General features: G+C 70.8%; 19 protein-coding genes. All 19 read left to right on the top strand.

Going from position 1 to position 19,407, the window contains the following annotated elements; translation table 11 throughout:
• Positions 1 to 19: 19 nt before the first annotated feature.
• The 19 genes from ACG00Y_RS01460 to ACG00Y_RS01370 all read left to right on the top strand — a co-directional run bounded on the left by ACG00Y_RS01460 (position 20) and on the right by ACG00Y_RS01370 (position 19,385).
• Positions 20 to 514 (top strand): (2Fe-2S)-binding protein, encoded by a 495-nt coding sequence (locus tag ACG00Y_RS01460; RefSeq protein WP_394475491.1) that lies wholly within the window; start codon positions 20 to 22, stop codon positions 512 to 514.
• Positions 511 to 2,664, top strand: a complete 2,154-nt coding sequence (locus ACG00Y_RS01455) for a xanthine dehydrogenase family protein molybdopterin-binding subunit (protein ID WP_394475490.1) — start codon at positions 511 to 513, stop codon at positions 2,662 to 2,664. Before ACG00Y_RS01460 ends, ACG00Y_RS01455 begins: the two co-directional genes overlap by 4 nt.
• On the top strand, positions 2,664 to 3,038 hold the full coding sequence (gene soxX / locus ACG00Y_RS01450) for a sulfur oxidation c-type cytochrome SoxX (RefSeq protein ID WP_394475488.1): 375 nt from the start codon (positions 2,664 to 2,666) through the stop codon (positions 3,036 to 3,038). The genes ACG00Y_RS01455 and soxX overlap by 1 nt, the downstream gene beginning before the upstream one ends.
• A complete protein-coding gene (locus ACG00Y_RS01445; protein ID WP_394475487.1) occupies positions 3,035 to 3,445 on the top strand; it encodes a thiosulfate oxidation carrier protein SoxY in 411 nt (136 codons plus the stop codon). Before soxX ends, ACG00Y_RS01445 begins: the two co-directional genes overlap by 4 nt.
• Positions 3,445 to 3,768 (top strand): thiosulfate oxidation carrier complex protein SoxZ, encoded by a 324-nt coding sequence (locus tag ACG00Y_RS01440; protein WP_394475486.1) that lies wholly within the window; start codon positions 3,445 to 3,447, stop codon positions 3,766 to 3,768. The genes ACG00Y_RS01445 and ACG00Y_RS01440 overlap by 1 nt, the downstream gene beginning before the upstream one ends.
• Positions 3,765 to 4,490, top strand: a complete 726-nt coding sequence (gene soxA / locus ACG00Y_RS01435; protein ID WP_394475485.1) for a sulfur oxidation c-type cytochrome SoxA — start codon at positions 3,765 to 3,767, stop codon at positions 4,488 to 4,490. Before ACG00Y_RS01440 ends, soxA begins: the two co-directional genes overlap by 4 nt.
• 18 nt (positions 4,491 to 4,508) lie before the next feature.
• Positions 4,509 to 6,104, top strand: coding sequence for a mechanosensitive ion channel family protein (locus tag ACG00Y_RS01430; RefSeq protein WP_394475484.1), 1,596 nt, complete (start codon positions 4,509 to 4,511; stop codon positions 6,102 to 6,104).
• Between the two features lie 176 nt (positions 6,105 to 6,280).
• Complete coding sequence (locus ACG00Y_RS01425) at positions 6,281 to 6,895, top strand: Pvc16 family protein (protein ID WP_394475483.1); 615 nt, start codon at positions 6,281 to 6,283, stop codon at positions 6,893 to 6,895.
• Complete coding sequence (locus tag ACG00Y_RS01420) at positions 6,895 to 7,719, top strand: hypothetical protein (RefSeq protein WP_394475482.1); 825 nt, start codon at positions 6,895 to 6,897, stop codon at positions 7,717 to 7,719. Before ACG00Y_RS01425 ends, ACG00Y_RS01420 begins: the two co-directional genes overlap by 1 nt.
• A gap of 11 nt (positions 7,720 to 7,730) precedes the next feature.
• A complete protein-coding gene (locus ACG00Y_RS01415) occupies positions 7,731 to 9,836 on the top strand; it encodes a phage tail sheath family protein (protein WP_394475481.1) in 2,106 nt (701 codons plus the stop codon).
• A gap of 13 nt (positions 9,837 to 9,849) precedes the next feature.
• A complete protein-coding gene (locus tag ACG00Y_RS01410; RefSeq protein ID WP_394475480.1) occupies positions 9,850 to 10,302 on the top strand; it encodes a phage tail protein in 453 nt (150 codons plus the stop codon).
• 8 nt (positions 10,303 to 10,310) lie between these two features.
• Positions 10,311 to 12,701 carry a hypothetical protein gene (locus tag ACG00Y_RS01405; RefSeq protein WP_394475479.1) on the top strand — a complete coding sequence of 797 codons (2,391 nt, stop codon included), beginning with the start codon at positions 10,311 to 10,313 and terminating at the stop codon, positions 12,699 to 12,701.
• A complete protein-coding gene (locus ACG00Y_RS01400; RefSeq protein WP_394475478.1) occupies positions 12,701 to 13,174 on the top strand; it encodes a phage tail protein in 474 nt (157 codons plus the stop codon). Before ACG00Y_RS01405 ends, ACG00Y_RS01400 begins: the two co-directional genes overlap by 1 nt.
• Positions 13,167 to 14,060 (top strand): CIS tube protein, encoded by an 894-nt coding sequence (locus ACG00Y_RS01395; RefSeq protein WP_394475477.1) that lies wholly within the window; start codon positions 13,167 to 13,169, stop codon positions 14,058 to 14,060. Before ACG00Y_RS01400 ends, ACG00Y_RS01395 begins: the two co-directional genes overlap by 8 nt.
• A gap of 20 nt (positions 14,061 to 14,080) precedes the next feature.
• The gene (locus ACG00Y_RS01390) at positions 14,081 to 14,260 is read left to right on the top strand and encodes a hypothetical protein (RefSeq protein ID WP_394475476.1); all 180 of its coding nucleotides are present in this window, start codon (positions 14,081 to 14,083) and stop codon (positions 14,258 to 14,260) included.
• A gap of 3 nt (positions 14,261 to 14,263) precedes the next feature.
• Entirely contained in the window at positions 14,264 to 15,343 is a 1,080-nt protein-coding gene (locus ACG00Y_RS01385; RefSeq protein ID WP_394475475.1) for a phage late control D family protein, read from the top strand.
• Entirely contained in the window at positions 15,340 to 16,056 is a 717-nt protein-coding gene (locus ACG00Y_RS01380) for a phage baseplate assembly protein V (protein WP_394475474.1), read from the top strand. The genes ACG00Y_RS01385 and ACG00Y_RS01380 overlap by 4 nt, the downstream gene beginning before the upstream one ends.
• Before the next feature lie 124 nt (positions 16,057 to 16,180).
• Entirely contained in the window at positions 16,181 to 18,223 is a 2,043-nt protein-coding gene (locus ACG00Y_RS01375; RefSeq protein ID WP_394475472.1) for a hypothetical protein, read from the top strand.
• Positions 18,224 to 18,980: 757 nt separating this feature from the next.
• A complete protein-coding gene (locus tag ACG00Y_RS01370) occupies positions 18,981 to 19,385 on the top strand; it encodes a GPW/gp25 family protein (protein WP_394475471.1) in 405 nt (134 codons plus the stop codon).
• Positions 19,386 to 19,407: the final 22 nt, after the last annotated feature.

Genomic DNA, 19,407 nt, shown 5'->3' with positions numbered 1-19,407 from the left:
CGTTACGGGAGCAGCAGGCATGGCGGAATTGACGGTCAATGGCAAGCGGATGCAGTACGAGGCGGAAGCCGACACACCGCTGCTCTGGGTGCTGCGCGAGCAGCTCAGTCTCACGGGCACCAAGTACGGCTGCGGCGTGGCGCAATGCGGCGCCTGCACCGTGCACATCGACGGCGCGCCGGTGCGCAGCTGCGTGATGCCGGCCTCGGCGCTGACGGCGGCGCAGAAGGTCACCACCATCGAGGGCCTGGCGCCGAACGCCTCGCACCCACTGCAGAAGGCCTGGGACGCGCTGGACGTGCCGCAGTGCGGCTTCTGCCAGAGCGGCATGCTGATGGCCGCCGCCGCGCTGCTGAAGACCAAGCCCAAGCCCACCGACGCCGACATCGACGCGGCCATGACCAACATCTGCCGCTGCGGCACCTACAACCGCGTGCGGGCGGCCATCCACCTGGCCGCCGGCCAGGTGCAGCGCAAGCAGATTCCCATCGTCATCGAAGGGGGCCAGGCATGAGTGCCGTCCTCAACCGCCGCAGCTTCCTGCACACGACCACCGCCGCTGCCGGCGGCCTGATGGTGGGCTTCCACGTGCCAGGTCTTGCCCAAGCTGGCGCTGCCACCCCGGAGCTGAACGCCTGGGTGCAGATCCTGCCGGACGAGACCGTCGTCATCCGCATCGCCCGCTCGGAGATGGGGCAGGGCACGCTGACCGGCCTGGCCCAGCTCGTCGCCGAGGAACTGGAGTGCGACTGGGCCAAGGTGAAGACCGAGTACCCGACGCCCGGCCAGAACCTGGCGCGCAACCGCGCCTGGGGCAGCATGAGCACCGGCGGCAGCCGCGGCGTGCGCGAGTCGCATGAGTACGTGCGCAAGGGCGGCGCGCTGGCGCGGGCGCTGCTGATCCAGGCGGCGGCCAACCAGTGGAACGTGGCCGTCGTGGAGTGCGCCACCAGTTCGGGCTGGGTCACCCACGCCGGCAAGAAGCTCAGCTACGGCTCGCTCGCCGCCGAGGCCGCCAAGCTGGCCGCGCCAGCCGACATCCAGCTCAAGCCCGCCAAGGACTGGAAGCTCGCTGGCCGGCCGATGAAGCGGCTGGACACGAGACCGAAGCTGGACGGCTCGCTCGTCTACGGCATGGACTTGCAGCTGCCGGGCATGCTGAACGCGGCCATCAAGGACTGCCCGGTCTTTGGCGGCAAGTTGAAGAGTTATGACGCGGCGGCCATCGAGGGCCGGCCAGGTGTGAAGAAGGTCGTACGGGTCAGCGATTCGGCCGTGGCCGTCGTGGCCGACACCTGGTGGCGGGCCAAGACGGCGCTCGACGCCCTGCCCATCGTCTGGGACGAGGGCCCCAACGCGACGCAGAACAGCGCCGACACCGCCGCCATCCTGAAGGCTGGGCTGGACGCCGACGGCGCCGCCGTGGGCAGCAGCCAGGGCGACGCCAAGGCTGCGCTGGCCTCTGCAGCACGCAAGGTCGAGGCGGTCTACAGCTACCCACATCAGAACCACGCCTGCATGGAGGTCATGAACGCGACGGCCAAGTGGACGCCGGAGCGTTGCGAGGTCTGGACGCCCACGCAGAACGGCGATGCCGCGCTGGCCGCCACGTCGGAGTCCTCCGGCCTGCCGCCGGCGCAATGCGAGGTCTACAAGCTGCACCTGGGCGGCGGCTTCGGCCGGCGCGGCGCGGTGCACGACTGGGTGCGCCAGGCGGTGGCCATCGCCAAGGAGTTGCCCGGCACGCCGGTCAAGCTGATCTGGAGCCGCGAGGAGGACATGCTGCACGGCCGCTTCCACCCGGTCACGCAGTGCAAGCTGACGGCGGGCCTGGACGCCGCCGGCAAGCTCACCGGCCTGCACATGCGCATCTCGGGCCAGAGCATCCTGGCGGGCATCTTTCCGCAGAACATCAAGGACGGGAAGGACCCGGTGGTCTTCCAGGGCCTGAGCCCCGGCGGCGCGGAAGGCGCGCTGGGCTATGCGGTGCCCAACCTGCTCATCGACCACGCGATGCGCAACCCGACCGTGCCGCCGGGCTTCTGGCGCGGTGTGAACCTGAACCAGAACGCGGTCTACCTGGAGTGCTTCCTCGACGAAGTGGCCCATGCCGCCAAGCGCGACCCGCTGGAGCTGCGCCGCGAACTGCTGGCCAGTTCGCCCAAGCACCTGGCCGTGCTGAACGCCGTGGCCGCCAAGGCCGGCTGGGGCAAGCCGCGCGCCAAGGGCAGGGCGCTGGGGCTGGCGCAGATCATGGGCTTTGGCAGCTATGTCGCGGCCTGCGCCGAGGTGTCGGTCAGCAAGAAGGGCGAGCTGAAGATCCACCGCATCGTCGCCGCCACCGACCCCGGCCATGCCGTCAACCCGCAGCAGATCGCCGCGCAGGTGGAAGGCAGCTTCGTCTACGGACTGTCGGCGGCGCTGTTCGGCGAGATCACCGTCAAGGACGGCCGCGTCGAACAGCAGAACTTCGACACCTATCCGGTCATGAAGATGGAGCACATGCCTGCCGTGGAAACCATCGTCATGCCGTCGGGCGGCTTCTGGGGCGGCGTGGGCGAGCCGACGATTGCCGTGGCGGCACCGGCCGTGCTGAACGCCATCTTCGCGGCGACGGGCAAGCGCATCCGCGACCTGCCGCTGAAAAACCAGGCGCTGGTCTGATGCGCCTGCCGCTGGCCGCCCTGCTGTTCGCGGCCAGCGCGCATGCCGGGCCGGGGGACGCCGAACGCGGCCGGGCTTTGATGGCCGACCGCACGCGCAGCCTGTGCCTGCTGTGCCATTCGCTGACGCCAGCGGGCGACGCCAACCAGGGCAACCTCGCGCCGCCGCTGTCCGCCTCGGCGGCGCGGCTGTCGCCCGCCGACCTGCGCGAGCGCATTGCCGACATGCGCCGCTTCAACCCGGCCACGGTGATGCCGCCGTTCCGTTCGACCGAGGGGCTGCGCGACGTGGCGCCGGCCTGGGCAGGCAAGGCGGCGCTGACCGAGCAGCAGCTCGACGACCTCGTGGCCTACCTCGGCACGCTCGCCAAATGAAGCGGCGCGAGTTCGTCCTCTCCGGCGCGGCCTTCGCGTTGCTGCCCGAGGCGCAGGCCAGCGACGAGGCGATGCGCGCCGCCATCCGGGCCTGGGCCGGCCGCGATCCCGAGGCGGGCGTGTTGAAGATCGACATCGCCGAGCTGGTGGAGAACGGCAACGCGGTGCCGGTGCGCGTGGTGGCCAGCGAGCCGGTGGTGGGCCTGGCCCTGTTCACGCCGCTGAACCCCGAGCCGGATGTCGTGCATGTCGCCTTCGGTGCGGCCAGCGCCAAGCCCGAGTTCAGCACCCGCATGCGGCTGGCGCGCAGCCAGCGCATCGTCGCCGTGGCCAAGGCGGCGGACGGGCGCTGCTGGCATACGGGCGTGGACGTCATCGTCACGCTGGCCGCCTGTGTGGAACCCTGATGGCTACGCGCGCCGTCATCACGCTGCCCGCTGCCGTCACGGCCGGCGTTGCCTTTGAAGTGCGTGCGACGGTGGCGCATGCGATGGAGACCGGCTACCGCACGTCCGACGGCGGCGACCGCCTGCCGCGCGACATCGTGCGCCGCTTCGAGTGCCGGCTGGATGGCGACCTCGTCTTCGCCGCCGACCTGTTCGCGGCCGTCTCGGCCAACCCGTATCTGGCCTTCTGGCTGCGTGCGGAGAAGCCCGGCGAGCTGAGCTTCAGCTGGCGCGGCGACAACGGCTTCGAGCACCGCGAGACACGCCCGCTGACCGTCTCATGAGAGCCGCCTGGCTGCTGCTAGCCGTCGCACTGGCTGCCCACGCCGACGACCGCCGCTCCGGCCGCGACACGATGAGCCCGGCCTTGCGCACGCTGCAGGCCGACGACGCGCAGCATCCCGCCCAACTCGCGCTGGCCCTGGGCAAGGACCTCTGGGCGCAAGGCCCCAAGGCTTGCGCCAGTTGCCACGGCGAGCCCGAGAAGCTGCGAGGTGCGGCCACGCGCTACCCGGCCTGGGACCATGGCCTCATGGACCTGCCCGGTCGCATCCAGCGCTGCCGCGTGCGCCACCAGCAGCTGCCCGCCTGGGCGCCCGAGGCGGAGCCGCTGCTGGCGCTGTCGGCCCTGGTTGCCCAGCAGTCGCGCGGCCTGCCGCTGCAGCCACCGACAAGCGCCGAGCTGGACAAGGCCGCAGCTCAGGGCCAGCGCCTCTACACAACGCGCATCGGCGCCCTCAACCTGTCCTGCGCCCAGTGCCATGACGAGCGCGCCGGCCAGCGCCTGGGTGGCAGCCTGATCCCGCAAGGCCATGTAGACGACTACCCCGTCTACCGCCTGGAATGGCAGTCGCTCGGCAGCCTGCAGCGCCGGCTGCGCGGCTGCGCCAGCGGCGTGCGCGCCAAGGTGTGGGACTGGGACAGCGCCGAGCTGCTGGCGCTGCAGACTTATCTGGCGCGCCGCTCGGCCGGCCTGACGATGCAGACGCCGGGCGTCCGGCCCTAGCCAAAACGGGAGGGATGTATGCGTCTGACGTGCTGGATCTTCATCGCGGCCTTGCTGGCCGCACCGCTGGCCCGTGCCGCGGAGGCCGACCTGACGCTGAACCAGCGCAAGCTCGTCACGCTGCGGGCCACGCTCAAGGGCGAGTCGCCCGCCGAGCGTGTCGAGGCCGCGAGTCACGCGCTGCAGGCCGCGCTGGCCGCCTCCGGCCCCGACCGGGTGCAGCGCCAGGTCTTGCCCGGTGAGCCGCCCGCCGTGCGTCTGCAGGCCAACGGCATCACGGTGCTGCATCTCGTGCCCGACGACCTCGGCGGCGCGCAGGCAGCCTCGCTGCTGGAAGCGGCGGCACTGGATGCCGAACGCCGCATGAAGCTCGCGCTGGCCGAGGCCCGCGAGGCGCGCGACCCCAAGGCCTGGGCGGTGGGCATCGCCTTCTCGCTGCTGGCGACTGCCGTTGCCGTGGCGCTTTTGTGGGGCCTTGCCGCGCTGCGGCGGCGCTTGTTGCGCCAGGTGTTTCGGCGCCTGGACGCGGGCCAGACGCATGCGGCCCGGCCCTGGTGGCAGGTCTCCGGCGCACACGCCATCGCGCTGCTGCGTGGCCTGGCGGGGCTGGCGAGCTGGATCGTCGCCCTCGTCGTGCTGGACCTGTGGGCCAGCGTCGTGCTGCGCCAGTTCGCGGCCACGCGGGCTTGGGGCGAACGTGCGGGCGACTGGCTCATCGCGCAGCTGCTGAGCCTGGGCGGGGCGGCGCTGGGCGCGATACCCGGCCTGCTCACGGCGGCGCTGATCCTGCTCGCCGCGCGCGGCGTGCTGCGCGTCGTGCACGGCGTGCTGGAGCGGGTCGAGCGCGGCGAGCTGCAGTTCGCCGGGCTGGACGCCGACACGGCCGGGCCGACGCAACGGCTGGTCGGCCTGGTCGTCTGGCTGTTCGCCCTCGCCATGGCGTATCCCTATCTGCCCGGTGCCAGCACCGAGGCCTTCAAGGGCGTCACCGTGCTGGCCGGCCTCATGCTGTCGCTTGGCGCTTCGGGCGTCGTGGGCCAGCTGATGGCGGGGCTGTCGCTGATGTACTCGCGGGCGCTGCGGGTGGGCGAGTACGTGCGCATCGGCGACGTGGAAGGCACGGTGACCACGCTCGGCGTGTTCGCCACCAAGCTGCAGACGGGCCTGGGCGAGGAGGTGAGCCTGCCCAACGCCGTGGTCTTCAGCCAGGCGGTGCGCAACTTCTCGCGCCTGGTGCAGGACAACGGCCAGTACGTGCTGCATACCGCCGTCACCATCGGCTACGCCACACCCTGGCGGCAGGTGCACGCCATGCTGCTGGAGGCTGCGCGGCGCACGACCGGTGTGATGGAAACGCCCGCGCCCTACGTCGTGCAGACGGCGTTGAACGACTTCTACGTCGAGTACCGCCTCTGCGCCCAGGGCAGCCGCGCCGCGCCGCAGCGGCGGGCCGAGGCCATGAGCCAGCTGCACGCCCACATCCAGGATGTCTTCAACGAGAACGGCGTGCAGATCATGTCGCCGCATTACGTGGAAGACCCGGCCGCGCCGCAGGTCGTGCCCGCCGGGCCCTGGTTTGCACCGCAGGGCGGGCCGATTCCGCCGCGCGCCTGACCGGCAAGTCAAGAGCACCGCCCTGTCACCTGCTTTGGTTTCTCCCGATTGAGGACGCACCGGCCAGCGTCCCTAACAAACAGGATGACTGTGGCCTGACCCGCTTCCTAGGATGGCCTCGCCCTGGTTCCACCGGGGCAGGAGACACCCTTGATCCACAAGAGGCGAGGCCGCTGATGGCCCAGTACGCAGCCATCCGCGCCGTCGGCGAGAGTGTGCTGGCGCTGATGCGCGAAGCCTGCCCCGCGGCCGAGCTGCAGCTGGGTGCGTCGCCGGCCTTCGCACTGGCGTCGCTGGGCAGCCTGACCGACAGCCAGGCCCCGCCGGCCGAGGGCTTCTACCTCGTGCTGTGGCGCGTCGGCATTGGCGGCTCGCCGCGCAACCTGCCGCCGCGCCGGGCGCGTGACGGACGCATCTACAAGCCCTCGCTGCCGGTGGACCTGTACTTCCTGATGCTGCCCATCGCCGCGTCGGCCGACAAGCAGACGCAGATGCTGGGCTGGGCGCTGGCCTTCCTGCACCAGCTGCCTGCGCTCAGCGGCGAGGTCATCAACCGCTATACCATCGGCAGCCCGTCCGTCTTCCAGTCGGAGGAGTCCGTCGAGCTGATTGCCGACCCGCTGGCCACCGCGGACTACCTGGCGCTGTGGGACCGCGCCAAGGGCGGCCTGCAGGCCGGCATGACCTATGTGGCGCGCATGGTGCTGCTGGACATCGACCAGCTCCAGCCTACCGGCGCGCCCGTCACCGAGCGCCGCTTCGGTGTGGGCACGCCAGGAGGCCTGGCCTGATGGTTGCGACGCTGCTCAAGCCCCCGCTGGACGAGCTGCGGCTGCCGGCCGGCGACGCGCTGGCCTTCTTCGACGCTGCCAGCGGCGCGGCGGTCACCAGCGGCCTCGTCTGCAGGCTCGTGCTGCGCGGTGACGGCCGTGTGCTGGGCCGGTCGCTGACGACGCCCAGCGGCGTGCACCACTGGCCCGATCTGTCCGAGCGCTGGCGCAGCCCCGCGCCGGCCTCGCCCGTGCTGGCCGATGTCGTCGTGCGCGATGAGATGGGCCGCTCCCAGCCGCTGGTCCTGCCCTGGCCGCTGCCGGTCGAGCCGACAGGCCAGGTCATCGGCGCGACGCTGCTGCCCGGCGTGCGGCTGCTGCGCGTGCGCCTGTTGTCCGCGCCCGGCCGGGCCGCGCCGCCCGGCATGGCCAGCATCCACGGCCTGCTGAGGTGGCAGGCCAGCGGGCAGGTGGCGGCCTGGGCGCTGGTGCGCTACGTGGGCGGCGACGGCCATGTCGTCGACGGCGCCAGCGATGCCGAGGGCCGCCTGTCCCTTCACCTGCCGCGCCCGCGGCCCGACAAGCGCGGCTCGCCGCCCGAGCCGGCCGCGCAGCTGCGCGTGTTTGCCGACCCGGCGCTGGCCGCCGCGTCGCGGGAGCTGGGTGCCCCGGACGTGTTGGCCTTTGCCGCCCAGCCCGAGGTGCGCGCGCTGGCCGATGCCAGCGTGCCGCCCGCCGAGATCACCACCTACCAGCCCCCCGCTTTCGTCACCGGCGAGCCGCTGATCCTCGCCACCCTCGGCCTGCTGCCGTCCCAGCGCGAGCTGCGGCTTGCGCCGATCTAAAGGAGACCTTCATGCCCGAATATCTTGCGCCCGGTGTCTTCGTCGAGGAGGTCTCCTTCCGATCGAAATCCATCGAGGGCGTCAGCACCACGACGACCGGCTTCATCGGCCCCTGCCGCTACGGGCCCGTCACCGAGGAGCCGGACATCCTCACCAGCCTGACGGAGTTCGAGCGCACCTATGGCGACGGCAACCAGCTTGCCTTCGGCGCCGACGGTGCCACCACCGGCCCCAACTACCTGTGGCAGGCGGCGCGCAGCTTCTTCGAGGAGGGCGGCAAGCGGCTCTACGTGAGCCGGGTGTTCCGCCCGTTGAGCGGCAACTACCCGAGCGACCTCGCAGCGCTGTTCGGCAGCGAGGAGCGCTTCCCCGACGGCCATGCCCGCCTGCTGGTCGGCACGGCGCCGGACCAGTTCCGCATCGTCGCCCGCTACCCCGGCGAGGCCGGCAAGCTCAAGCTGCGCTTCACCGTGCGCCTGGGCGCCAATGTGCTCGGGTCGCTGCCCGACCCGGGTGGTGGCCCCACGCCGGTCCCCACGCTGGCCAATCTGGCCGATGGCGACGTGGTCTGGATCACCGCGCCCAAGGCGCTGCTCGACCCGGCGGCACCGGATGCGCCCCCGCCCCCAGCAGGGCCCGCGCCCGCGCCGGACGCCAACCCGCCGGCCACGGCCCGGACCATCGCCAGCCTGCCTCTGTACGTCGCCCGCAAGGACGCCGCCACCGGCGTCTGGCGCTTCCACGGCCTGACGCCGGACCGCGTCGCCGCCAATCCGGCCGGCTTCCTGATCGGCGACTTCGACCCCAACCTGGCTTCCGGCGGCGACTCCATTCGCCCGGTCTCGCTGAGCCTGGACGTGCTGACCAACGACGGCCGCTCGCTCGGCGCCTGGAGCGGCCTGCCGCTCGACCCCAAGCACAAATCCGCCGGTGTGCCCGATGGCTTGTTCGACCTCTTCAGCCTCAAGGGCAAGGTCAGCATCGGCCTGCCTGTGGTGCTGCTCAACGGCAGCGTCGCCGCCGACGCCACGGTCAGCAACACCATCGAAGACGGCAGCGAGTTGCTGAAGGCGCTGGACAGCCTGGACACCGGCTTCGACCTGAAGATCAGCAAGATCGAATGGGACGACGCCGGCCGCAACGAACTGGCGGCGTTGAAGAAGAAGTTCGAGCGCGGACTGGTGGCCACGGCCTACCTCAAGGGCGGCAACGACGGCCTGCTGCCCGGCCGCACCGAGTACGAAGGCCGCGCCGAGCCGACCGACGACCACGCCACCGGCCTCAAGCAGTTCGAGTCCATCGAGGACATCTCCATCGTCGCCGGGCCCGGCTCGACCTGGAAGGCGAACGACCGCTCCGAAGACGTGGCGGCCATCACCAACCTGCTCATCGCCCACGCCGAGAAGATGCGCTACCGCATCGCCGTGCTCGACTCGCACGAGGCCATGAAGATCGCCGATGTGCGCAAGCTCAAGGCCAAGCTGGACAGCAAGTACGCGGCGCTTTACTACCCCTGGGTCACCGTCTTCGACCCCGTCACGCGCCAGCCGCTGAACCTGCCGCCCTCGGGCTTCGTCGCCGGCATCTATGCCCGCAACGACACCGAGCGCGCCGTCTACAAGGCGCCGGCCAACGAGGTGGTACGTGGCGCCATCGGCTTCGAGACGCTGATCAACACGGCCCAGCAGGAGGTGCTCAACCCCGAGGGCATCAACGCCTTCCGCTTCTTCGAGGGGCGCGGCAACCGCCTCTGGGGCGCGCGCACGATCAGCTCCGACCCCGAGTGGAAGTACGTGAACATCCGCCGCTACTTCGCTTACCTGGAGCGGTCCATCGACAAGGGCACGCAGTGGGCCGTGTTCGAGCCCAACGGCGAGGCGCTGTGGGCCAACGTGAGGGCGACCATCCGCGACTTCCTCATCAACGAGTGGGCCAGCGGCGCGCTGCTGGGCGACAAGCCCGAGAAGGCCTTCTTCGTGCGCTGCGACCGCTCGACGATGACGCAGAACGACCTCGACAACGGGCGGCTCGTCTGCCTGATTGGCGTCGCGCCGCTCAAGCCTGCCGAGTTCGTCATCTTCCGGATTGGCCAGTGGACGGCCGACCAAAAGTCCTGAATAGGAGCCCACCATGGCCGTCGTTCGTGAACGCCCCTACGTCCAGTTCAACTTCCACGTCAACCTCGGCGACGGGGTGACCAACACGCCCCAGGCCGGCTTCCAGGAGGTCAGCGGCATCGGCATGGAAGTCACCATCACCGAGTACCGCCCGGGCAACTACGCCTTCAACAACGTCATCAAGACGGCCGGCCTGAACAAGGCCACTGATGTGACGATGAAGCGCGGCGTCATCGGCTCGCTGGACCTCTACAAATGGCTGGACGATGTGCGCAACGGCGCCAACAGCGGCCTGCGCACCGTCACCGTCGAGTTGAAGAGCGAGGACCGCTCGCAGACCGTGCAGACCTGGCGGCTCATCAACGCGCGGATCATGAAACACACGTCGGGGCCTTTCAACGCCAAGGGGACGGACGTGGCGATGGAGGAGCTGACGCTCTCCTACGAACGCCTCGAAATGGAATGAGGTGAGACGTGCCAGTCGGTGTCCGCATCGTCGATGACCCATCGCCCAGCGGCGACGGCATGCCGGTCATGGACGTGCCGGTCTTCGTCGGCTTCGCGGCGCGTGGCCCGCTGCACCGGCCGGTGGCGCTGGACAGCGCGGCGGCTTACGCGGCGGTGTTCGGCGGTGGGCTGGACCTGGTGCAGGCAGGCAGCGACCCGTCGGAACGCCTCGTGGCCCACCTGCCGCCGGCCGTGCAGGCCTTCTTCGCCGGTGGCGGGCGGCGCTGCCATGTGATCCGCGTCGCGGCGGCGTCGGCCTCGGCGGTGCGCTTCACGGTGCCGGGCCTGCGCCTGGCCACGCATGCCGGCGGGCAATGGCAGCTGCGCGATGTCGAACTGCGCGCCGACAGCGTGGGGGCCTGGGCCGACCGGCTTTCGCTGTCGGCCCGCGTGCGCAGCCAGGCGCTGCACGCGGGCGCTGCGCTGCATCAGGGCGATGTGCTGCGCGCCCGTCACCGCGACAAGCCGGGCGTCGTCGCGTGGCGATGGGTGCCCGCTGCCGCCGTGCTGCAGGCCTCGCAGGCCATGCACTGGATCACGCCCGACCTGCCTGCCGACGTTGCACCGCTGGAGCCCGATGCCGCCATCGACCCTGCCACCTGGCTCATCGAGCGCCTGCAGGTGGACCTGGCGCTGCGCGAGCCCGGCCAGCCCATGCTGCGGCTGGAGGCCTGCGGGCTGGCGGCCGGCGCATTGCACCTGCCCTGGTGGGCCGCAGACGTGGACGGCCGCTATGACACCGATGCCGACCTGACCGGCTGGCCACTCGCCGGTGTGGACGCCAGCGCGCCGGCCGGCGAGTGGATGCTGCTGCCCACGGGCATGAGCGACGAATTCACGACCTGGGCGCCAGCCCGCCTCAACGGCCGGCAGGCCATTGAGCGCAACGGCCTGGACGCGTTCGACGCCAGCCTCTTTGTTGACCCGGACTGGAACGACCGCCTGCGCGGCCGGCCGCTGATGAACTGGGCCGACGACGTGCGCTTCTTCAGCGACTCGCCGCGCCGCCTGCGTGGCCTGCATGGCGCGCTGGGCCGCGACGATGCCTGTGCCGACGAGGCCAGCTGGGTGCTGGTGCCCGATGCCGTCCACCCCGGCTGGCACCAGACCGGTCAACCGCCGGTGCGTCATGTGACGGTGACGACCACGGCCGATCCGGTCTGCACCTGCCCGCCGGCGACCTTCGACGGCTGCGCACCACCGCCGCCCGTGCCGCCGCAGCCGCCGCGCATCGCCTTCGTACCCCTCAGCGCAGCGCCGCCGGCCGTGTTGGCCGCCGACGAGCTGTTCGAGCTGCGCCTGCTCGCCGACCCGTCGGACAGCGGCGCGCTGCAGGTGCTGGAGGTGCAGCGGGCGGGCCAGCCGGACTTCTCGGATGCAGTTCCCATCGCCAACGCGGCACCCGCGCAGAACATCGCGCTCAGCCTGCCGGCCGGTGCCTGGTGGCTGCGCGCCCGCGCGCATCGCGGCGGGCTGGTGGGCGACTGGAGCCAGGTCGCCGAACTCGACGTGCGCGCGGCGGGCTGGCGTGCGTTGCAAGGCACGCCCGATGAGCCCGTTATCGATGCCGCCACGCCGGTCAACGCCGCGCTGCTGGCGCTGTGCGCAGCGTCGCGCGAGCATTTCGCGCTGCTGGCCCTGCCGCAGCACTGGGACCGCGCCGCCATCGACCGCCACATCCACGCACTGCGTGACGAAGCCGCAGCGGTCGACACGGCCGAGGCCAGCAGCGCGGCCAGCTTTGTCGCCATTCACCACCCCTGGCTGTTGCAGCGCGACGGTGACGACCGCCTGCGCCGCCACCCGCCCAGCGCGCTGATGGGCCTGCTGGCGCGCCGCAGCCGCGTGCACGGTGCCTGGGGCGCGCCGGGTGCCGACCCGCTGGTGGCCGCGCTCGCGCTCGCGGGCAAATTGCAGTCGGCGGACGTGCTGGAGGTGCTGGGCGTCAACCCGCTGGCCCTGCGCGCCGGCGGCATCGCGGCCGTGCGCAGCCAGACGCTGTCGCTGGACGCCGACTGGACCGCCATCGGCGTGCGCCGCCTGTTCATCCTGCTGCGCCGCCTGTGCCGCCGCGAGGGCCAGCGCTTCGTCTTCGAGCCCAATGACCTGACGCTGCGGCGCGGCCTTGAGCGGTCTTTCGACGCGCTGCTGCAGCGCCTCATGCAGCGCGGCGCCTTTCGCGGCGTGGATGCCGCTTCGTCCTATCTGCTGAAGACGGCGGCTGGCGCCGAGGCGATGCGCGAGATCGAGCGCGGCGAGTGCAGCCTGCTGATCCAGGTCGCGCCTTCACGGCCGCTGCGCTTCCTGACGCTGCATCTGCGCCGGTCCGGTGAACAGCTTCTGATTGAGGAACGGTGATGGCTGACGCAGCGCGCGAGCAATGGCAGCCCTTCCCGGCGCTGAACTTCGTCGTCGAGATCCTGCCCGATGGCGACAGCAAGCCGCTGGCCGGCGCAGCCTTCTCGGACTGCGATGGTCTGGAGGTCAACCAGGAGGTCAAGACGCTGAAGGAGGGCGGCAACCCCAACCGCGTACACCGGCTGGCCGGGCCGGTCAGCTTCGGCCAGCTGACGCTCAAGCGCGGCGTCACGCGCGGCACGGACCTGTGGAAATGGTTCGACCGGTCCCTGGCCAACCCCGCGCTGCGCGCCGGCATCACGATCAGCGTGCTGCGCCACGACAAGAGCGAGTGGGGCCGCGTCGTGCTGTCGCGCTGCCTGCCCATCAAGCTCAAGGCGCCGATGCTGAATGCGCGGGACGGCAACGTGGCGGTGGAAGAAATTCAAGTGGCTTACGAGGCCTTCAAGTGGGAGGACAAGAGCGATGCCTGAACTTGAAATCCAGCACGCCAAGCTCATCGAGCTGAAGGACGACCTCAGCGACGTGATGCCCGGCGGCAAGTCGCTGACGGTGCAGTTCAACCCCGAGTCGCTGAAGCTCTCCTACGCCAACCAGGTCAAGGAACAACCCAACGCCAGCGGCGGAGGCGGTGCGGGTGGCAACCAGAGCCAGGGCAGCGCGGCGCGGCAGTTCGTCGGCACCGGCTCCACCAAGCTGTCGGTGCAGCTGTGGTTCGACGTGGCCGCCGCGACCAGCGCGCCCTTCATCGTCGACGACGTGCGCCGCATCACGGCCCAGGTGCTGTACTTCATCAAGCCCAAGCCTGCCGCAGCCGGCGCGCGCGACACCGCGCAGCGCACGCCGCCGGGGCTGCGCTTCACCTGGGGCAACTTCCTGTTCGACGGCATCGTCGAGGGCATGGAGGAGAGCGTGGAGTTCTTCTCGCCCAAGGGCGAGGCGCTGCGCGCCAGCATCACGCTGAACATGGTGCAGCAGGAGATCCTCGTGCCGGCCTTCAGCGGCAGCGGCGCGGTGCCCGGCGCACGGCCGCTGTGGCCGGCGGGGGGCGGGCAGTCGCTGCAGGCCTTGCAGGACGCGGCGAAGGCCTCGGGCGCGGCGCCGTCGGGGGGCGGCGGCGCAGGCGGAGCAGGGCTTGGCGGTGGCCTGGGCGCGGGGTTCAGCGCCGGCGTCAGCGTTGGCGGCGTGAGCCTGGGAGCAAGCGCCGGCGTCAGCCTGGGCCTGAGCACCGGCGCGGCCTTCCAGGGCGGCGGCTGGCAGGCCGTGGCGCTGGCCAACGGCATCGAGAACCCGCGTGCGATGCCGGCCGGCCAGCTCATCGACCTTTCCGCCACCAAGCCGCGCATCGTCAGCGGCTGAATCAGGCAAGGACTGACCCCATGCCCGTCGAGATCCATGAGTTTGAAGTCAGTCCCGCGCCGGCACCGCCCGCCGCGCCCGGCGGGCCGGCGACGCCGGCAGCAAAGCCCCCGCCCGAGCCCGATCTCGAACAACTCGCCCTCGCCAGCCGCCTCGCCGCTGCGGCGCGCGAGCTGCAGCTGCGCACGTACACGCACTGAGCCATGCCCGACGCCTCCATTCCTCTCGGCAGCGCCCGGCCCACGATCGCCATCGAGGGCCAGATCGCGTCCGACCTGGCGGCCGCGCTGATGTCGCTGGAGATCCGCGAGCGCATCGACGGCCTGGCCCAGGCCCAGCTCGCCTTCGGCAACTGGGGCACGCGCGACGGCGCGCCAGGCTACACGCTGTTCGGCCGCGACCGGCTGGAGTTCGGCAAAAAGCTGGACGTCAAGCTCGGCAGCGACCTGCTGTTCAGCGGCCGCGTGATGGCGCTGCAGGCGCGCTTTCCGAAGGCAGGGGCGGGCGTGGCCGAACTCATCGTGCAGGTCGATGACCTGTTGCAGGACCTGCGCATGAAGCGCCGCAGCCGCAGCTTCGACCAGGCGTCCTTGAGCGACGCCGCCCAGCGCATCGCCAGCGAGCACGGTCTGACGGCCGCCGTCGATGCCGATTCGCCCACGCTGCCGCTGCTGGCCCAGGTCAACCAGAGCGACCTGGCCTTTTTGCGCGAGCAGGCGCGGCGCTGCGAGGCGGAGGTCTGGCTGGACGGCACGACGCTGCACCTCGCGGCCCGCAGGCGCCGGGGCGGCGCGACCTTGTCGCTGGACTACGGCGGCAAGCTGATGGCCTTCGACGTGCGCGCCGATCTGGCGCTGCAGCGCACCGAACTCAGCGTGGCCGGCTGGAGCGTTGCGGACAAGCAGGCCATCAAGGAGACGGCCAATGCCGGCAGCCTGCTGGGCAGCGAGACGAGCGACGGCGAGGCCGGCGCGGCGCTGCTGCAGCAGAAGATCGGCGCGCGGCCCGACACCGTGGCCCACCTGCACCCCGGCTCGGCGGACGAGGCCCGCCAGCTCGCCGAGGCCTGGCTGCGCCAGATCAACCGCCGCTTCGTCGTCGGGCACGGCATCGCCCAGCCGGACGCGCGGCTGCGCTGCGGCACGACTGTCGAGCTGACGGGGCTGGGGCCGTTGTTCAGCGGCAAGTATTCGCTCGCGGAAGTGACGCATCGCTTCGACATGGCCGAGGGACTGCGCACCGAGTTCGTCGCCGAGCGGCCGTGGATCGGTAGGGCGCCATGAGCCTGTTCGACGTCACCCCAGCCGAGGCGCTCTACGCCGACCGCCACCCGCAAGGCTGGGGCGGCCGCTGGTATGGCTGCCATGTCGCCGAGGTCGTCGACCTGGTGGACCCCGAAGCCCAAGGCCGCGTGAAGATCGCCTTGCCCTGGGCCCCCGACGCCGACGGCCAGCGCTACGAGGCCTGGGCGCGCATGGCCACGCTGTTCGCCGGCAAGGACCGGGGCAGCTGGTTCATGCCTGAGGTGGGTGACGAGGTGCTCATCGTCTTCCAGGGCGGCGACCCACGCTGGCCCTTCGTCGTCGGCGGCCTGTGGAACGGCCAGGACACGCCGCCCGAAAGCGCCAGCGCGCAGAACAACCTCAAGGTCATCAAGAGCCGCAACGGCGTCGTCATCACCATCGATGACCAGTCGGGCCAGGAGAGCATCAAGCTCGAAACCCCCGGCGGCTGCGCGCTGACGCTGAAGGACGGTCCCGGCACCGTGACGCTGGAAGACAGCAACGGCAACAGCGTCAAGCTGGAGACGGCGGGCATCACCGTCACCGCGTCGGCCAAGGTGACCGTCAACGCGAGTCAAGTGGCCATCTCGGCCGGCATGGTCACCGTGGACGCCGGCATGTCGCGCTTCTCGGGCGTGGTGCAGGCGGACACGGTCATCACCAACACCATCATTGCGGCGACGTACACGCCAGGCGCGGGGAACATCCTATGAGGAGGTTCACCGCGCCGTCACCGGGCCGCCGTGCCGGGCCGCCCCAAGCAAGGCCCGCCCCTCTCGGAGGGGTGCCCGCCGTACACGGCGGGTGGGGTGCCGACATGTTTTCGGGGAACATCCTATGAGTGCCTCGCATGTGTTGAGGTGGGTGGGCGGTCAGTCGTTTGTCGCTGCGCCGGTCACGGGCGCCCCCACGCTGCTGCGCTTTGACAGCGACGACTTCATGGATCGCCTGCTCGCGACGCTGGCTGATGCGCCGCAGACGCTGCCCGAGTTCGTCGCCCGCCCCGAGTCCTGGCAACAGCTCGCCGCGCCCACGCCGGCGCCGGCCATCGAAGCGCCGAAGTCGGCGGCTGCCAAGGCCCTCACGCGCCAGCGCTCGCTGCTCGGCTTCAAGCGCGAGACCTTGCCCGCGCCACCGCCGGCCGCCATGCCGCTGAAGCTCTTCCAGCCGGTGCACCAGCGCTTTTACGTCGCGGCGGCCCACCTCGTCTGCGAGCTGCCCGGCCTGCCCAATCGCACCACGGCCAGCGGCGACAAAAGCGGCATGCTGCTGCGCCGGCTGCTGCCCAAGTCGGCAGGCGGCGGCGAGGCAGCCTTCGTCAAGCGGCCCGGCCAGCCCGGTCGCTGGCATCCGGTGGCCAACGCCGGCCAGCCGTTGCCGGGCGAGGAATGGCTGTCCGTCTTCCCGCTCACCTACACCGCGCCCGGCGGCCAGCCCCGCAAGCTGCTGGCGGGCCTCGTGCCCGCCGCGCGGCATGACGACTTCCGCTTTGCCGGCGTCGGCACGGCGCCCGCCTCGCCGGCTGCGGACCGCGCCGCCGAACTCAAGGCGCTGGCGCGCATGAAGATCGTGGCGCCCTGGCAGGGGTTGATCGAGAAGGCGCAGCTCGCCCGCAACGCTGCCGAGGCCGCGCCGGGCGAGAAGCCCTGGAGCGTCGACGCCACCAAGCTCGCCACCGCCACCAAACTGGCGCTGATCGCCGCCAACGACCAGCTCCAGGAAGCGTCGTGGCGGCTGCTGCAGGACATCAACGAGTTCTTTGCCGAAGTGCTGCCGGAGGTGGCCGCAGGCATCACGACCGGCAGTGCTTCGCGGTCGGCCGTCGCGGACGTGCTTGGGCGGCTTGGCGATGCCAAGTGGGGCACGGTGGAGCGTGCCCGCATCGACCATGACCCGACGCCAGCGCGGCCTGAGCCCGGCGAGCTGGTGCTGTCGCCTCATGTGCTGGCGCTGGACGCCGATGACGCGACGACGCTGCTCGCCGCGCTGCAAAAGCTGGGGCCGGCTCGGGGCGCGGCGTCCGACAAGCTCGACCGCACCGAGCTGGCCTTTCCTGCCGAGCCGCCCAACGCGACGGCCAGCATCTGGCCGGGCTTCTCATTCCCGCTCGCCGTGGCGACGAGCGGCGGCGCGCTGCTCGGCCCCTTCGAGGCGTGGGCGCTGCCACCCCCACCGCCCCCGCCGCTGCCGCCGCCACCGCCCTTGGACATCATGGAGCTTGCGCAGGCGAAGGTGGCGCTGCTGCTGGACGACATCGAGGCGGCCATCGACGAGGCGCTCGGTGCCGGCACGCTGGGCAGCGCTTCATCCCAGGCGCCCGGCGCCGCCCGCATGGCCTCCGAGCTGGCCGCCACGCTCGCTGCCGACAGCGACCCGCCGCGCTACGTGTTGCGCTTCGTGCACCAGCGTTGCGACTGCGGCCCGCTGCATCCTGCGGTCATGTCGGAGCCGAGCGAGGTGTTCGAGCTGGCGGGCTTCTTCGACACCGATGCGCCGTTGCGGCCGATCAGGATCGCGTTGCCCTTCGACACGTCGCCGGGCGGGCTGCGCAAGTTCGGCAAGAACAGCGCTTTCATCATGAGTGACTTGCTGTGCGGGCAGATGAAGCGGGTGCGGCGGCTGGGCTTTGGTGACCTGGTGTTGTCGGTGTTGCCATGGCCCTTCCACAAGGACTTGTCGGTGCCGGACGGCGGTCCTTGCGGCAGCGGCGGAACGGCGCCGACGTTCGGGACGATCTGCTCGCTGTCGATTCCGATCATCACGATCGTGGCCTTCATCTTGTTGATCGTCATTGCGACGTTGCTGGATCTGATCTTCAGGTGGCTGCCGTTCTTGATGGTGTGTTTTCCCGTTCCGGGGTTGAAGGGGAAGAAGCCATGACGATGGATGCCTTTGCGGAGCGGGCTGCTCATCGGGAGATTGCCGGGGGGCCGTCCCGGCGGCCGGGTAACTTTCTTCTGCGGGGCCAGAAGAAAGTCACCAAAGAAGAGGCCCTGAACCGCACACCAGCACCACGTGCACTCGCTGCGCATCGCAACAACCAGATGGTGTGTGGGCAGACGCAACCCGCTGCGCTCTCGCTGCTGTCCTTGTCACCAGCACCATCCATTGCACCAGCGGGCCGCTTAACGCGCGGCTGCAAGCCGTGCTCACGAGGAATACCGAAGACAGCGTCGCTCGGGCGACGCGACGGCTCGTTGCTTTTCGTAGGTTGGGGTGAGCGCAGCGAACCCCAACAGCCACGCCACCGCTCGACGTTGGGGTTTGCTGCGCTCACCCCAATCTACCCACTGATCCATCCGACGCGTCGCCCGAGCGACGCTGCATTTGCATTCCCTGATGAGCCTGGCGTGCAGCCTGCGTTAACGGGCGTGAAGGGGCGATGCATGGTGCTCTTCACAGGGACAGCAGCGAGAGCGCAGCGGTTCGCGTCTTCCCTGAATGACGGTGGCTGTTTTCGCGCGCCGCTCTGCGCGGCGTCGCGATCGTGTGCGGTTCAGGGCCTCTTCTTTGGTGACTTTCTTCTGGCCCCGCAGAAGAAAGTTACCCGGCTGCCGGGACGGACTCCCGGCAATGTCCCGATGAGCAAAGCCCTTCGCCAAAGCAACCAGCAAACCACACCCCGGGAGCCCACCCCATGACCGACGAAGCCGCCCTCTACGGCCGCGGCGTCGCGTTCCCGCTGCGCCTCACCCCCGAAGGCCGCCTCGCCTGGAGCCATGGCGAAGCCAACGTGCGCGAGTCCATCCGCATCCTGCTGCTCACCGCCCAGGGCGAACGCCTGCGCCGCCCCGACTACGGCGCCGGCCTGGAGCGCTTCCTGTTCGAGCCTAACGTCACCACGACATGGCGCGCCATCGAGGAAGTCATCCGCCGCCAGCTCGCCAAGTGGGAGCCGCGCGTCCAGGTCGAAGCCATCAAGGTCAACGCCGACCCCAACGACCCCGAAGCAGCCATCGCCGAACTCAGCTTCACCCTCGTCGCCACCGACCACGCCGGCCGCATGAGCCTCTCCATCCCAGTCCAGGGAAGGTCGACATGAAACCCCCACGCTCACTTCGCTC

This window comes from Pelomonas parva, from assembly GCF_043555835.1.
In the GTDB taxonomy this organism is placed as follows: domain Bacteria; phylum Pseudomonadota; class Gammaproteobacteria; order Burkholderiales; family Burkholderiaceae_C; genus Pelomonas; species Pelomonas parva.
This window is presented reverse-complemented; position numbering and strand designations above follow the sequence as displayed.